This window comes from Ensifer adhaerens (assembly GCF_002940685.1).
In the GTDB taxonomy this organism is placed as follows: domain Bacteria; phylum Pseudomonadota; class Alphaproteobacteria; order Rhizobiales; family Rhizobiaceae; genus Ensifer; species Ensifer adhaerens_E.
This window is the reverse complement of record NZ_PNFP01000001.1, coordinates 513,589-527,725: the sequence shown is the minus strand read 5'-3', so window position 1 is coordinate 527,725 and position 14,137 is coordinate 513,589. Positions and strand designations below refer to the sequence as shown.

Here is a 14,137-nt window from a genome sequence, read left to right as displayed (position 1 = left end):
AAGCCGCAGGCCAGCCGGAATGGATGGTGGGATCAAGCGTGCGGAGGCGCGCGGATATGCGGGCCGTGGCTCGGCGTTTTGCCGATGGAAAGCGCAATGCGGCGCAGGACCTGGCCGCCCGAAAGTTCAGGAAACTTCAGCTCGGCGGATTCAGGCAGCAGCGCCGGCAAGCCATCGTCGGCTGCGGACTTGGCGTCCTTGCGCTCGGCCGTGAAACGCAGGTCTGAAAGCGGTGTCGCCCGCGAGAGCTGCCTTGCGGTGGGGCGGTCGCTCGAACCGGTGTCGCTGACATTGCCGGCCTGGGCCCCCGATGACGAGCGGGAGGGGATGCTTTGCCCGACCGAGATGACCTGCATTGCGAAGGAGGCGCAGAACAGCCACAGCACGGCGAGAAGCCGGCCGGCCTGCATGTTCTTGCTGCCACCACCCATGCGGTCCATCGAGGACGCGGTCCCTTTCCCTGACGGCTGAACGCCAGCGAGACGAAAATATAGCCCGAATGCCCGACCTTATCGAAAGAACGTGGCCGGAATCGAGCATGGGCGCCTTTAACACCATTCCAGGTCGGAAAAGTCAAATCCGGCCCGTTTCGCGGCTTGCGTTGTTCAGGCCGTCAGGCCGCTCGTTCGCCGTTCGTGGATCTCGATGAGCGACGGTCCCTTGCGCTTCACGGCGTCTGCAAGCGCCTGGGAAAGATCGCCGACGGAAGCAAGCCGCTGCCCCTCGACGCCATAGGCCTTGGCCGCCAGCAGGAAGTCCGGCGCCGAGGGCTTGACGCCTTCCGGCGTGACGCCGGCATCGACCATGTAGCTTTCGATTTCCTGGTAGCCGTCATTGTTCCAGACGAGGAAGATCACCTGCGCCTGCGCATCGACGGCCGAACCGATCTCGGCCAGCGAGAACTGGAAACCGCCGTCGCCGACGAGGCAGACCACCGGCCGCGATGGGTCTGCGACCGCCGCGCCGACGGCTGCCGGCGGCGCGTAGCCGAGCGAACCGTAGCCGGTCGCCGAGTTGAACCAGCTGCGCTGCCGCGGCGCATCACAATAGAGGTTGCCGGCATAGACGGCCTGGGTCGAGTCGCCGACGACGGTGCAATCCCGCAACGTCTTGTAGATGGTTTCGACGACGGCGATCTCGGCCCGCATCTTCGGCGTCAGCTCCTTCAGCGCCGCCCGCCGTGCGGTTTCGGCACGTCCCGCGCCATCCTTCGCGGCGTGGCCGGGCAGGAAGGCGAGGATGCCTGCCGTTGCCGCCTTGGCGCCGGAGAGGATGGAGAGGGCTGCATATGGACCGCGCGCGAGCTGCGCCGCGTCGATGTCGGTGCGGATGAGGTTGCGCAGCGCCGGAAAACCGCCGTCGGCATACATGTCGTAGTCGGTCTGGCCCATTTCGGTGCCGAGCGCGAGCACCAGGTCGGCTTCCTTCAGCAGCGACCGGACCGCCTTCAGGCTGGGGCTTGCGGGAACCCTGAGCGGACTGCCCGAGAGCATGCCGCGGGCATTGACGGTGGTGACGACGGGCGCGCCGATCTTTTCGGCAAGCTCCGCCACTTCGGCTTCCGCCGTCAGGGCACCGCCGCCGCAGATGATCACCGGCCGCGAGGCATCGGCGCAGAGGATGGCGGCGCGCTGCAGCGTCTCGCTGTCGGAGCGCGGGCGCGTGGCGGTTGCCGGCCGCACCGCCTGCGGCGCGATCTTCGCCGACATCACGTCGGTCGGGATTTCGATATGCACCGGTCCCGGCCGGCCGGAAACGAGCACCGAGAAGGCGCGGTCGACGACGAAAGGCAGGTCTTCCGGATTGAGCAGCGTGTGCGAATAGAGCGCCAGCGTCTTCATCATGCCGTGCTGGTCGGGCAGTTCGTGCAGAAGCCCACGGCCATGGCCGAGCGAATCGCGGCGGTTGACGCCTGAAATCACCAGCATCGGGATCGAATCCTGCCGCGCCTGGGCCATGGCCGTGATCGTGTTCGTGAGGCCGGGCCCGGTGATGACGAGGGCAACACCCGGCTTGCCGCTGACGCGGGCATAACCGTCGGCCATGAAGCCGGCGCCCTGTTCATGGCGCGGCGTCACGTGACGGATCTTCGAGGCCGCCAGACCGCGATAAAGCTCGACCGTGTGCACCCCGGGAATGCCGAAAACCACCTCGACGCCATTGGCTTCGAGCAGATCGACGAGGACTTCTCCAACCGTTTTTTCCATCGTCATGCGCGGCGCTCCTTGCGCAGGCTGGCTCGCTTTGCGAGCGCCGTGATACGCCGGCAGGCCTCGTCGATGGCACCGTCGGGCACGGTCAGGCTGACGCGCAGGTAGTTCTGTGCCTCGTCACCGAAGGACGATCCGGGCATGACGGCAACACCCTCCTCTTCGAGCAGTGCCCAGGCAAACGCATCGCCGTCGAGGCCGGTTCCGGAAACGTCGATCAAAGTGAACATGCCCGCCTCCGGCGCGAACACTTCGATACCGGGTGCCTCGGCAAGACCGGAGACGATTTGCGCGGCCCGCGACCTGTAGGAATCGCGCATCCGCCGCGCCGTATCGATGTCGTGCGTCAGGGCGTAGGCGGTCATGTCGGCGATGAAGGGCTGGGTGCCGAAAAGCATGGTTTCAGAGACCGGCAGCAGCCGCTCGGTGAACTCGACCGGGCCGACCGCCCAGCCGCTGCGGAAGCCAGGGGCTGCGTGCGACTTCGAGATCGACGAGACGACGATGGTGCGCTCGGCAAGATCGGGATTGTCGAAAGGCGAGGCAAAGACGGTGTCGAAGACCAGTTCCTCATAGACCTCGTCGCAGACGATCCAGAGATCGTGACGGCGGGCGACCTCGCCGATCGCGGCAATCTCGTCGACCGTCAGCACGGCGCCGGTCGGATTGTGCGGCGTGTTGAGCAGGAGCACCCGGCTTTCCGGCGTGATCGCCTTTTCGAGGTCGGCGGCCTGCATGTGGAAACCGTGTTCCGGCTTCAGCGGCACCAGCACCGGGTGGGCGCCGGTCGAGCGGATGACCCCTTCATAGGTCGCATAGAGCGGATCGCCGACAAGTACGGCGTCGCCGGCCTCCGCCAACCCCAGGATCACGGCAAAGAGCGCCGTCTGCGTGCCAGGGAAACAAAGCACGTTATCCGTCGTCACATCGGCGCGACGGCGGCGGTATTTCTCCGCGACGGCCGCCACGACCGCCGGCTCCCCACGGCCATTGGAATAGCGGTAGCGCCCGGCATTCATCGCGCGCTGGCATTCGTCGAGAAGGGCGCGATCCGGCGGCAGATCCGGCTCGCCGATCGTCAGCTCGATGATGTCGGCGCCACCTGCCTTCAGCTGGCGGGCACGGATATGCAGCGCCCATTTCCCCGAACCAAGGTCGGCAAGACGTTCGGTGATGGACGCATAGCGCATGGTGCTTTCTCCCGTTTTCATTGTTTTACAGTTCCGATCGTCGTGCCGAGCAGCGCTTCGACCGACGACATGGCGATGGCGACGAGCTCGCCCTCGCGAAAGAGGTCGCCCGCCAGGCACCCTTCCACCCAGAGGCCGTCGACGAGCCCGTTGATGGCGATGGCGAACGCCCGGCAGGTTTCGGCATCGGCCGGCTTGCCCTTGGCGGCGAGGAAGTCGGCCAGCAGTTCCTGCAGCGAATTGCGGAACGTCAGATAACCCTCGCGATGGATCTCGGAGAGCACCGGGTCGACGCGGACCTGGCTGATGAAGGCGGCCCAGAGCGAGATGCTGCGGCTGTCGGCGACCGGCTCGGTGAGGTTGATCGCAATGAAATCGCGAAGCCGCGTCTCCGGATCGCCCTCGACCTTGCTCGCCTTCTCGGTCAAGGAGGCGATGACGGCCCGATAGGCCTCGGCAACCATCTGGTCCTTCGATTCGAAATAGTGGCGCACCAGCCCGGCCGTCACGCCGGCGCGGATGGCGATCTGCCTGACCGTCGCACCCTTCAGCCCGAATTCGGAGATGCAGTCGAGCGTCGCTTCGATCAGTTCCTGGCGGCGCTCGCCCTCCGGCGCGCGGTGAAAGCTGCGTCTGTTCATGCGGCACTCTGGCCGAGAAGCTGCGCGAAATCCTGTTCAGGCGCGGTCGGCAAAGGCTTCGGCCGGAACGGGGGCATGGGCGGCTCCTTCGGGAAATCAGGGCTTTGGGCGGGCGTCAAAAAATCGACGGCGCGTATTATTATACGCTTGAATAATAGCTACACAAGTGCAACCATGCCCACCAACAAAACCCGTGACAGGCCAAAGATGCCGCGCGGATACGACAGGGGAACTGTTTCATGCGGACAGAAAAAGCTCGCGGAGCCATGGGAGCGGCGCGCCGATGACGGATGCGGCCCAGGCAATCGCGGTCACTGACCTGCACAAGCGTTTCGGGCCATTGGAAGTGCTGAAAGGGGTTTCGCTCACAGCGAAGCAGGGCGACGTGATCGCCATTATCGGCGGCAGCGGCTCCGGCAAATCCACCTTCCTGCGCTGCATCAATCTGCTTGAACTTCCCTCGGCCGGCAGCGTCAGCGTGCATGGCGAAAAGATCAAGATGAAATCCGACGGTCGTGGTGGCCTGGTGCCGGAAGACCGCCGCCAGGTCCAGCGCATCCGCAGCCAGCTCGGCATGGTGTTCCAGAGCTTCAATCTCTGGCAGCACATGACCATCCTCGAGAACGTCATCGAGGCGCCGATCCACGTGCTCGGCAAGCCCAAGGCCGAAGCGATCGCGACGGCCGAAACCCTGCTCAAGCGCGTCGGCCTCTACGAGAAACGCGACGCCTATCCGGCGTTCCTTTCCGGCGGCCAGCAACAACGCGCCGCGATCGCCCGGGCGCTTGCGATCCAGCCGCTGGTCATGCTCTTCGACGAGCCGACCTCGGCACTCGATCCGGAGCTTGTCGGCGAAGTTCTCTCGGTCATCGGCGATCTGGCGCGCGAAAAGCGCACCATGATCCTCGTCACCCACGAGATGAAGTTTGCGCGCGACGTCGCCAACCACATCGTCTTCCTGCACAACGGCGTGATCGAGGAACAGGGCCCGCCAGAGGCCATTTTCGGCGCGCCGAAATCGGAAAGGCTCAAGAAGTTCATCAGTTCCATTCACTGAATTCCTGAATGCTAAACAACCAAAAAGGGGAACAGCATGAAGAAGGCATTGAAAGTCCTGGCCGTCGCGGCGGCAATTACCGTCAGCGGCGGTGTCGCGGCATCGGCGGAAGCGCTGAAGGTCGGCGTCGCCGCCGAGCCCTATGCGCCGTTCACGGCACCTGACGCCAGCGGCAAATGGGAAGGCTGGGAAGTCGAGTTCATGAATGCGATGTGCGCCGAAGCCAAGCTCGAATGCGTGCTGACGCCGGTCGCCTGGGACGGCATCATTCCAGCGCTGACGTCGAAGAAGATCGACATGATCATCAGCTCGATGTCGATCACCGATGAACGCCTGAAGACGATCGATTTCTCCGACAAGTACTACAACACCCCGACCGGCATCATCGGCACCAAGGGCCAGGACATCAAGCCGACGCCGGAAGGCCTCAACGGCAAGTCGCTCGGCGTCCAGGTGTCGACGGTCCACCAGGCCTATGCCGCCAAGCACTTCGCGCCGGCAGGCGTCGACGTCAAGGAATACCAGACGCAGGACGAGGCCAACAACGACCTCGCCGCCGGCCGTCTCGACGCCGTGCAGGCGGACGCGATTGCGCTGAAAGCGTTCCTCGCGACCGACCAGGGCAAGGAATGCTGCGACTACAAGGGCGAAGTCGCCGAAGACGTCGCCGTGATCGGTCCCGGTGTCGGCGTCGGCCTGCGCAAGGGCGAAACCGAGCTCAAGGACAAGGTCAACGCCGCGATCAAGGCGATCCGCGACAACGGCACCTACGACACGTTCTCGAAGAAGTACTTCGACTTCGACGTCTACGGCAAGTAAGGCGCGATCGGCCGGCGATCGACCTGCTGCAGCGTTGGGTGTCTGAAGGGCACGCAGCGCTGCAGCGTCCGCCGGCCGGCGCCATCGGAGCTCGACCTATGGCTGCGGATTCCCTCGTCAATTGGGGCCTGCTCTCGCTTTCAGCACCCGGCTGGGGCGGCGTGCTGCTGCAAGGCTTCTTCAACTCGATCCAGATTGCCGTCGGCGGCTTCACGCTCGGCCTGGCGCTCGGCATCGGCGGCGCCTTCGGCAAGCTCTATGGCGGCCCGGTGCTGCGTGACCTGCTCGAATGCTACACCACGGTCGTGCGCGCGGTGCCGGAACTGGTGCTGATCCTTCTGCTCTATTATGCCGGCACCGACTTGCTCAACCAGGTGCTTGCCCTCTTTGCGATCGGCCCGGTCGACATCAGCGGCCTGATGGCCGGCATCTTCGTGATCGGCGTCGTGCAGGGGGCGTACTCGACCGAGGTGCTGCGCGGCGCGATCAAGGCGGTGCCCGCAGGCCAGATCGAGGCGGCACGCGCCTATGGCATGTCGCCGGCCAAGGTTTTGCGCCGCATCACCCTGCCGGCGATGCTGCCCTATGCCATTCCCGGGCTTTCCAATCTCTGGCTGATCGCCACGAAGGACACGGCACTTCTTGCCGTCGTCGGCTTCAGCGAGTTGACGCTTGTCACCCGCCAGGCGGCAGGCACGACCAAGGCCTACCTCCTGTTCTTCCTCGCCGCCGGTGCGCTCTACCTGGCGCTGACGCTCGTCTCCAACGTCTTCATCGGCATGCTCGAACGCCATGCCCGACGCGGTTTTGCGGTGAACCGATGACCGACGAAACCACCCACGCCGTCGCCTTCACGCCCGAGGATCTGCCGACGGCCAAAAGCTTCTTCCTGCCGCATCGCATCGTCATGATGCTCGTGTTCGCGGCCTTCGTCGTCGCCGTCGCCGTTTTCATGCGCTGGGACTGGCTGCCGCGTTACCTGCCGCGGCTCGGCTGGGGCATTCTCGTCAGCCTCATCATGCTGTTCAGCACCGCCATCCTCGGCTTCCTGCTCGCCGTGCCGATCGGCCTCGTGCAGGTGACCGGCCCCTGGTTCCTGAAACTGCCGGCCAAGGTCTTCTGCACGGTCATCCGCGGCACGCCGCTGCTCCTGCAGCTCTGGCTGCTCTATTACGGACTCGGCTCGCTGTTCCCGCAATTTCCGGCGATCCGCCAATCCTTCCTCTGGCCCTATCTGCGCGAGGCCTGGCCCTATGGCGTGGCGGCGCTGACGATCTCGTTTGCGGCTTACGAGGGCGAAGTGATGCGCGGTGCCTTTGCCGGCGTGCCGCCAGGCGAGCTGGAGGCCGCGAAAGCCTATGGCATGGGTCGCTGGACGATGTTCCGCCGCATCTGGCTGCCGCGCGCCATCCATCGCGCCTTGCCGACGCTCAACGGCGAAACCGTGCTGCAGCTGAAGTCGACGCCGCTGGTTGCCACCGTCACCGTCGTCGACGTCTATGCCGTCATCTCCAAGGTGCGGCAGGAAACCTTCCTGACCTACGAGCCGCTGCTCCTGCTGGCGCTCATCTACATGTGCCTCACCGGCATCCTGGTAATCGCCTTCCGCACCTTCGAAAATCGCATCCCAACCCGCGGTGCCTGACATGAAGCTTTCCCCCTCGATCACCAATGCCATGCCGGAACTGGTCGCGATCCGCCACGACCTGCATGCCCATCCCGAGCTCGGGCTGGAGGAGACACGCACTTCGGCCTTCATCGCCCGGCATCTGACAAGCCTCGGCTACGAGGTGACGACCGGCCTTGCCAAGACCGGCGTCGTCGGCACGCTCCGCAACGGCACCGGCACGGGCTCGATCGGCATCCGCGCCGATATCGACGCGCTGCCGATCCTGGAGGAAACCGGGCTCGAATATGCCAGCAAGACCTCGGGCCTGATGCATGCCTGCGGCCATGACGGACATACGACGATGCTGCTCGGTGCTGCCCGCGCCCTTGCCGAGCGCCGCAATTTCGACGGCACGATCCACCTGATCTTCCAGCCGGCCGAGGAGAACTTCGGCGGCGCCAAGATCATGATGGACGAAGGGCTGTTCGACAAATTCCCCTGCGACGCCGTGTTCGCGCTCCATAACGAGCCGGGCCTGCCCTTCGGCCAATTTGCCCTGCGAGATGGCCCGATCATGGCGGCGGTCGACGAGGCGCGCATCACCGTGCACGGCCGCGGCGGTCACGGCGCCGAGCCGCAGGAAACCGCAGATCCCATTGTCTGCGGCGCCTCGATCGTCATGGCGCTGCAATCGATCGTCTCGCGCAATATCCATCCGATGGATCCGACCGTGGTCACCGTCGGCGCCTTTCATGCCGGTTCGGCGAGCAACATCATTCCCGAGCGCGCCGAGATCGTCGTCGGTATCCGCTCCTTCGAGCCCGATGTGCGCGACGAACTCGAACGCCGCATCCGCATGATCGCCGAAGCGCAGGCGACGAGCTTCGGCATGCGCGCAACCGTAGACTACCAGCGCAGCTACGACGCGACGATCAACCACAAAGCCGAAACGGACTTCGTACGCGATCTTGCGGTCCGTTTTGCCGGCGCCGACAGGGTGGTCGATCTTGCGCGTCCCTTCATGGGCAGCGAGGATTTCGCCTATATGCTGAAAGAACGGCCGGGGACCTACTTCTTCCTCGGCTCCAAAGTGAGCGACGACGACAGGCCACTGCATCACCCGGGCTATAATTTCAACGACGACCTGCTGCCGATCGGTGCGGCCTTCTGGACCGATCTGGCCGAGGCCTATCTCGCGCGCCGCTGATATCCCGCTCACCTTTCGCCAATATGCCGCAGCGCAACATTGCCGCAGTGTGACAACGTGGCGGACGCGCTGTCATTGACGTTTGGCAAATTTGGCGCAGATTCAAGTGCATGCTGAAAAGCCGGCGCAACCCAAGGATTTGCCTCGGCCAGAGGCCAAGATAGGTCCCCTGATCGGCGATCGGTCACCGGACAAATGATGCAGCAGCCAGAGCATTGCGGCCTACGCTTCCGTGAGGCGTCGCATCCGCGTGTCTGAAAGGATTGCGCCCGTGTTTGAGAGTTTCGATGCGACCCTGCTCGCTCGCTTCCAGTTCGCCTTCACCGTTTCCTTCCACATCATCTTCCCCGCCTTTTCCATCGGGCTTGCGAGTTACCTCGCGGTGCTCGAAGGGTTGTGGTTGTGGAAGAAGGACGAGGTCTATCTCGAGCTCTTCAATTTCTGGAAGACGATCTTTGCGGTCGCCTTCGGCATGGGCGTCGTTTCCGGCATCGTCATGTCCTACCAGTTCGGCACCAACTGGAGCGTCTTTTCCGACAAGGCCGGTCCGATAATCGGGCCACTGATGGGCTATGAGGTGCTGACGGCGTTCTTCCTCGAGGCCGGCTTCCTCGGCGTCATGCTCTTCGGCCTCAATCGCGTCGGGCCGAAGCTGCATTTCCTGGCAACCCTCATGGTCGCCATCGGCACGCTGATTTCGGCCACCTGGATCCTTTCGGCGAACTCCTGGATGCAGACGCCGACCGGCTTCGCGATGAACGAGGCGGGCCAGTTCGTTCCCGTCGACTGGTGGGCGATCGTCTTCAATCCGTCCTTCCCCTACCGCCTCACGCATATGGTGCTCGCCGCCTATCTCACGACCGCCTTCGTCGTCGGCGCCTGCGGCGCCTGGCATCTGATCCGCAAGACCGCACCGCGGCGGGCGCGAAAGATGTTCTCGATGGCCATGTGGATGGCGGCGATCGTCGCCCCGATCCAGATCTTCGCCGGCGACATGCATGGGCTCAACACGCTGGAGCACCAGCCGGCCAAGGTGATGGCGATGGAAGGCCATTACCAGAGCCATCCTGATGGAGCGCCGCTGATCCTGTTCGGCATCCCGAACTCACCTGAAAAGCGGGTCGACTATGCGATCGAGGTTCCCAAGCTCTCGAGCCTCATCCTGAAGCATGACCTGAACGCGCCGCTTGCCGGGCTCGACACGATTCCCGAGGAACTGCACCCCCCTGTCGGCATCGTGTTCTGGTCGTTCCGGGTGATGGTCGGCCTCGGCTTTGCCATGCTCGGCATCGGGCTCTGGTCGCTCTGGTGTCGTTATCGCGGCACGCTCGACAGCAATGTCTGGCTGCACCGCGCCGCGATCGCCATGGGGCCGGCCGGTTTCGTCGCCGTGCTCGCCGGCTGGGTCACGACCGAGGTCGGCCGCCAGCCCTACACGGTCTACGGCCATCTGCTGACGGCAAACTCGGTGGCGCCGATCGCCGCGCCCGCGGTCGCCGCCTCGCTGATCGCCTTCATCATCGTCTATTTCTTCGTCTTCGGCGCCGGCACCTTCTACATCCTGCGCCTGATGGCGCGGCTGCCGCGCGATCCGATGCCGGATCTCGACGAGGGACCGCTGCGCAGCGCCGGCATCATGCCCGGCCCCGCCACCACACATTCCGGTACGCATGGAGGTCGTCATGGAGTTTGATCTGCCATTCATCTGGGCTGGCATCATTGCCTTTGCGGTGCTCGCCTATGTCATTCTCGACGGCTTCGACCTCGGCGTCGGCATCCTCTTCCCGTTCTTCCCCGAGAAACACGATCGCGACGTGATGATGAATTCCGTCGCGCCCGTCTGGGACGGCAACGAGACCTGGCTGGTGCTCGGCGGCGGTGGGCTGATGGCGGTGTTTCCGCTGGCCTATGCGACGATCCTGCCGGCGCTCTATGCGCCCATCATCGCCATGGTCATCGGTCTCATCTTCCGCGGCGTCGCCTTCGAATATCGCTGGCGCACACGGCGCGCCGAATACCTCTGGAACTGGGCCTTCTCCGGCGGTTCGATGCTGGCGGCGCTGGCCCAAGGGATCACGCTCGGCGCGCTCGTCCAGGGCATTCCGGTCGAGAACCGCGCCTATGTCGGCGGCTGGTGGGACTGGCTGACGCCGTTCTCGATCATGACCGGCATCGCCGTCGTCGTCGGCTATGCGCTTCTGGGTGCCACCTGGCTGGTCATGAAGACCCATGGCGATCTTGCCGATCGGGCCCGCGCCCTCGCGCTCAGATGCTCCTTCGGCACCGTCGCCGCCATGGGCATCGTCAGCCTGTGGACGCCGTTCCTGGAGCCGCAATATCCGGACCGCTGGTTCGGCTTTCCGACGGCGATCTTCAGCGTCATCGTGCCGGCGCTCGTTCTCGGCTGCCTCTATGCGCTGTTCACAGGCATTCGCAGCCGGCACGACAGCCGCCCCTTCATCGCCGCCCTCGGGCTCTTCGTGCTCGGCTACGCCGGCATCGGCATCAGCTTCTATCCCTACATGGTGCCGCCGTCGCTGACGATCTGGGACGCGGCCGCGCCGGAGGAGAGCCACTCCTTCCTGCTCGCCGGCGCGCTGGTGCTGGTGCCGATCATTCTCGCCTATACCGCCTATTCCTACTGGGTATTCCGCGGCAAGGTCGATCCGGAGGAGGGCTACCATTGACGGATGAAACCGGAACCGGTCGCAAGCTTCTCTGGTTCGTCGGCCTCTGGTGCGCCGGGGTTCTGGCCGTCACCGTCGTCGGCCTTGCGATCAAGCTGATGATCGGAACGTGACCGGTTATTGAGCGAGTTCAAGCGGAAGCGACACAGGCGTGCTCCGCTCTAAAAAGCCTCGCTCAAGCTTGGCCGGCTAACTTCCCTCAACACGTCAGCAGGCGATCGCCGCAGACGGAGACAGGACCGCACCCTCCTCCCCTGCAAAGCGATCGCCTGCTGAGGTGACCACCTGAAGGTCGCGTGCTTGCGACCCTGTTGCCCCTTCCAAGAGAGCTCGCCGTTTGTTAGCAGTGCGCCACAAGAGCGCCCCGCTTGCCGAGAGCCGAGGGACGCTCGAACATCCTGGACTGGCCGAAGGGCTGCGCTTCAGGCAATCGGACGAGACAGATGCAGAAGACCCCCGCACAATGCGAAACCATGGCCGACGTGCGTGCCGAGATCGACCGGCTCGACCAGGCGCTGATGGCGCTCTTTGCCGAGCGCTGGGGCTATATCGACCGCGCCGCCGAGATCAAGCGGCCGCTGAAGCTCAAGGCCGACATACCGGCGCGGGTGATGGAGGTGCGCGAGAACGCCCGAAAGAACGCTGCGCGCGTCAACCTCGATCCCGATTTTTACGAGGACATCTGGGCGCGGCTGATCGGTCACGCGATCGCCCATGAGCAGAAGCTGCTCGGCGAGACCGGCGACGAATAGCGTCGCCGTCTTCGATCTCTCGATTTGCGGCCGTCAGCGCCCGAGAATGTAACCCTGCAGGCGATCCGCCGCTTCCTTCACCTGCGCCGGATCGCGCAGGAAGCAGGCGCGCATGAACAGCGCGCCGCCGTCACCGAAGGCGGTACCCGGCGCAAGACCGACGCCGGTCTTGTCGACGATATCGATCGCCGCCGCGCGTGAATCGGTGACGCCGTCGATCTTCAGGAACGCATAGAGCGCGCCGTCGGGCTTCAGGGTTTCCACCCGGTTGGTGGCGATCAGCGCGTCGCAGAAGACGTCACGGTTCGTAGCCGCTTTGGCGACATTGGCATCGACGAAGGCGTCGCCCTCATCGAGCGCCACGACGGCCCCGCGCTGCATGAACTGGGCGACGCCCGACGTGGAATACTGCACCAAGTTTTCGAGCACCTGCCCGATTTCCGGCGGCGCAACGATCCAGCCGACGCGCCAGCCGGTCATCGACCAGTTCTTCGAGAAGGAATTGACGAACAGGATGCGGTCGCCTTCCTCCATGACATCGAGGAAGGACGGCGCGCGGGCGCCGCCATAATAATAGAGCGCATAGATCTCGTCGGCGATGACCCAGAGCCCATTCCTGCGCGCCAGGCGCAAGATCGCCGCCAGCTCTTCGCGGGTCGCGGTCCAGCCGGTCGGGTTCGACGGCGTGTTGATGAACAGCGCCTTGGTCTTCGGTCCGATCGCGGCTTGCAGCCGATCAAGATCGAGCTGCCACTTGCCGTGTTCGAAGCGCAGCTCCACCGAAACCGGTCGGACGCCGGAGAGATCGGCGGCGGCGGCAAAGTTCGGCCAGGCCGGCGTCAGGAGCACCATTTCGTCGCCGGGCGAGGCAATCGCCTCGATCGACAGCTTGATCGCCTGCATGCCGGAGCCGACGACGTAGAAATTTTCGGGCGCAAGGGCCTTCTGGAAACGGCGCTGATAATAGCGAGAGAGCGCCTCGCGCAGCGGCGGGATGCCGCGCTGCCAGGTGTAGAAGGTCTCGCCGGCGGCAAGCGCGTCGCGCGCGACATCGCTGATGAAGGCCGGCGTCGGCAGGTCGCCTTCGCCGACCCACAGCGGGATCAAGCCGTCGCGACCGCGGGCATAGTTCACCACCTCGACGATACCGCTTTCGGGCGCTGAGAGCGCGCGGGGGCTGATGGTGCTGAGGATAGTCATCGGCGGGCTCCGGATGCACGACGTTACAGGCCACATCGCCTGGGATCATCGTGAAAGATTCCAATGGATTAGAGCGGAAGTGCACCCGCTCAAGGATTGCCCGTTGCTTCTAGCCGCTTTCGCAAAGGCGATCACGCGACTTTATCTGACCGGTTTATCGATTTCTGTGATGTTTCGCGGCCCCGGCCAAGCCAGGGCCGCGAGGAAAAGGTCACGCGCGCTGCTTCAGCAGGTCGCGGATTTCGCCGAGGAGCTGAATGTCTTCCGCCGGCGGTGCGGCCGGGGCTGCTTCCTTCTGCTTTTCAAGCGAAGTGCGCATGCGGTTCACGGCCTTGATCATCAGGAAGATGATCCACGCAAGGATCAGGAAGTTGATGAGCACGGTGATGAAGTTGCCGTAGGCAAAGACGGCGCCCTGCTGGCGCGCAGCGGCGAGAGACGTGGCCGTCACGTTGGCCGAAAGCGGCACGAAATAATTGGAGAAATCGAAGCCGCCGCCGGTGAGCGCACCGACAATCGGCATGACAAGGTCTTCGACGACCGACGTCACGATCTTGTTGAAGGCGGCGCCGATGATGACACCGACCGCGAGATCCATCACGTTCCCGCGGGCAATAAACTCCTTGAACTCATTCAGCATAAATCTCTCCGTATTATCCCCGTTTGAAAACGGCCGGCGGCGCTGTCCCGCGCTGCAAGCGTTTACGGAAACTAAACCAAAGCGGGCAGCGAGAAAACCTTTCTTTGCCTTTGATCAATTAGCGG

General features: G+C 64.2%; 14 protein-coding genes. 8 read left to right on the top strand and 6 right to left on the bottom strand.

From position 1 onward, the window contains the following. Nucleotides 1–32 precede the first annotated feature (32 nt). From C1A35_RS36570 to C1A35_RS02640, 4 genes are all read right to left on the bottom strand, one after another. Nucleotides 33–440, bottom strand: a complete 408-nt coding sequence (locus C1A35_RS36570) for a hypothetical protein (RefSeq protein ID WP_234822713.1) — start codon at nt 438–440, stop codon at nt 33–35. Between the two features lie 165 nt (nt 441–605). Further along, nucleotides 606–2,213: a 5-guanidino-2-oxopentanoate decarboxylase gene (locus C1A35_RS02650; RefSeq protein ID WP_104662788.1), complete on the bottom strand. Its 1,608-nt coding sequence runs from the start codon at nt 2,211–2,213 to the stop codon at nt 606–608. Then, the gene (locus tag C1A35_RS02645) at nt 2,210–3,400 is read right to left on the bottom strand and encodes a pyridoxal phosphate-dependent aminotransferase (RefSeq protein ID WP_104662787.1); all 1,191 of its coding nucleotides are present in this window, start codon (nt 3,398–3,400) and stop codon (nt 2,210–2,212) included. Before C1A35_RS02645 ends, C1A35_RS02650 begins: the two co-directional genes overlap by 4 nt. 17 nt (nt 3,401–3,417) lie before the next feature. Further along, on the bottom strand, nt 3,418–4,041 hold the full coding sequence (locus tag C1A35_RS02640; protein WP_104662786.1) for a TetR/AcrR family transcriptional regulator: 624 nt from the start codon (nt 4,039–4,041) through the stop codon (nt 3,418–3,420). A gap of 283 nt (nt 4,042–4,324) precedes the next feature. Between C1A35_RS02640 and C1A35_RS02635 the strand changes: the two genes are divergently transcribed. From C1A35_RS02635 to C1A35_RS02600, 8 genes are all read left to right on the top strand, one after another. Beyond that, nucleotides 4,325–5,098 (top strand): ABC transporter ATP-binding protein, encoded by a 774-nt coding sequence (locus tag C1A35_RS02635; protein WP_104662785.1) that lies wholly within the window; start codon nt 4,325–4,327, stop codon nt 5,096–5,098. A gap of 36 nt (nt 5,099–5,134) precedes the next feature. Further along, nucleotides 5,135–5,917: a transporter substrate-binding domain-containing protein gene (locus tag C1A35_RS02630; RefSeq protein WP_104662784.1), complete on the top strand. Its 783-nt coding sequence runs from the start codon at nt 5,135–5,137 to the stop codon at nt 5,915–5,917. A 98-nt stretch (nt 5,918–6,015) separates the two neighbouring features. Beyond that, on the top strand, nt 6,016–6,741 hold the full coding sequence (locus tag C1A35_RS02625; protein ID WP_104662783.1) for an ABC transporter permease: 726 nt from the start codon (nt 6,016–6,018) through the stop codon (nt 6,739–6,741). Then, a complete protein-coding gene (locus C1A35_RS02620; protein WP_104662782.1) occupies nt 6,738–7,562 on the top strand; it encodes an ABC transporter permease in 825 nt (274 codons plus the stop codon). The genes C1A35_RS02625 and C1A35_RS02620 overlap by 4 nt, the downstream gene beginning before the upstream one ends. Nucleotide 7,563: 1 nt before the next feature. Beyond that, a complete protein-coding gene (locus tag C1A35_RS02615; protein ID WP_104662781.1) occupies nt 7,564–8,733 on the top strand; it encodes a M20 aminoacylase family protein in 1,170 nt (389 codons plus the stop codon). A gap of 271 nt (nt 8,734–9,004) precedes the next feature. Then, on the top strand, nt 9,005–10,426 hold the full coding sequence (locus C1A35_RS02610) for a cytochrome ubiquinol oxidase subunit I (RefSeq protein WP_104662780.1): 1,422 nt from the start codon (nt 9,005–9,007) through the stop codon (nt 10,424–10,426). Then, entirely contained in the window at nt 10,416–11,420 is a 1,005-nt protein-coding gene (gene cydB / locus C1A35_RS02605; protein ID WP_104662779.1) for a cytochrome d ubiquinol oxidase subunit II, read from the top strand. The genes C1A35_RS02610 and cydB overlap by 11 nt, the downstream gene beginning before the upstream one ends. A gap of 443 nt (nt 11,421–11,863) precedes the next feature. Beyond that, on the top strand, nt 11,864–12,172 hold the full coding sequence (locus C1A35_RS02600; RefSeq protein ID WP_104662778.1) for a chorismate mutase family protein: 309 nt from the start codon (nt 11,864–11,866) through the stop codon (nt 12,170–12,172). Between the two features lie 33 nt (nt 12,173–12,205). Here the strand turns inward: C1A35_RS02600 and C1A35_RS02595 are convergent, their stop codons facing one another. Together C1A35_RS02595 and mscL are read right to left on the bottom strand one after the other, a co-directional pair. After that, nucleotides 12,206–13,372 carry a pyridoxal phosphate-dependent aminotransferase gene (locus C1A35_RS02595; RefSeq protein ID WP_104662777.1) on the bottom strand — a complete coding sequence of 389 codons (1,167 nt, stop codon included), beginning with the start codon at nt 13,370–13,372 and terminating at the stop codon, nt 12,206–12,208. A gap of 211 nt (nt 13,373–13,583) precedes the next feature. Beyond that, on the bottom strand, nt 13,584–14,012 hold the full coding sequence (gene mscL, locus C1A35_RS02590) for a large conductance mechanosensitive channel protein MscL (protein WP_104662776.1): 429 nt from the start codon (nt 14,010–14,012) through the stop codon (nt 13,584–13,586). Between the last annotated feature and the right edge of the window lie 125 nt (nt 14,013–14,137).

Excerpts from the sequence above, each read along its gene's own strand:
- C1A35_RS36570 (WP_234822713.1), bottom strand. The coding sequence starts at position 440 with ATGGACCGCATGGGTGGTGGCAGCAAGAACATGCAGGCCGGCCGGCTT.
- C1A35_RS02650 (WP_104662788.1), bottom strand. The coding sequence starts at position 2,213 with ATGACGATGGAAAAAACGGTTGGAGAAGTCCTCGTCGATCTGCTCGAA.
- C1A35_RS02645 (WP_104662787.1), bottom strand. The coding sequence starts at position 3,400 with ATGCGCTATGCGTCCATCACCGAACGTCTTGCCGACCTTGGTTCGGGG.
- C1A35_RS02640 (WP_104662786.1), bottom strand. The coding sequence starts at position 4,041 with ATGAACAGACGCAGCTTTCACCGCGCGCCGGAGGGCGAGCGCCGCCAG.
- C1A35_RS02635 (WP_104662785.1), top strand. The coding sequence starts at position 4,325 with ATGACGGATGCGGCCCAGGCAATCGCGGTCACTGACCTGCACAAGCGT.
- C1A35_RS02630 (WP_104662784.1), top strand. The coding sequence starts at position 5,135 with ATGAAGAAGGCATTGAAAGTCCTGGCCGTCGCGGCGGCAATTACCGTC.
- C1A35_RS02625 (WP_104662783.1), top strand. The coding sequence starts at position 6,016 with ATGGCTGCGGATTCCCTCGTCAATTGGGGCCTGCTCTCGCTTTCAGCA.
- C1A35_RS02620 (WP_104662782.1), top strand. The coding sequence starts at position 6,738 with ATGACCGACGAAACCACCCACGCCGTCGCCTTCACGCCCGAGGATCTG.
- C1A35_RS02615 (WP_104662781.1), top strand. The coding sequence starts at position 7,564 with ATGAAGCTTTCCCCCTCGATCACCAATGCCATGCCGGAACTGGTCGCG.
- cydB (WP_104662779.1), top strand. The coding sequence starts at position 10,416 with ATGGAGTTTGATCTGCCATTCATCTGGGCTGGCATCATTGCCTTTGCG.
- C1A35_RS02600 (WP_104662778.1), top strand. The coding sequence starts at position 11,864 with ATGCAGAAGACCCCCGCACAATGCGAAACCATGGCCGACGTGCGTGCC.
- C1A35_RS02595 (WP_104662777.1), bottom strand. The coding sequence starts at position 13,372 with ATGACTATCCTCAGCACCATCAGCCCCCGCGCGCTCTCAGCGCCCGAA.
- mscL (WP_104662776.1), bottom strand. The coding sequence starts at position 14,012 with ATGCTGAATGAGTTCAAGGAGTTTATTGCCCGCGGGAACGTGATGGAT.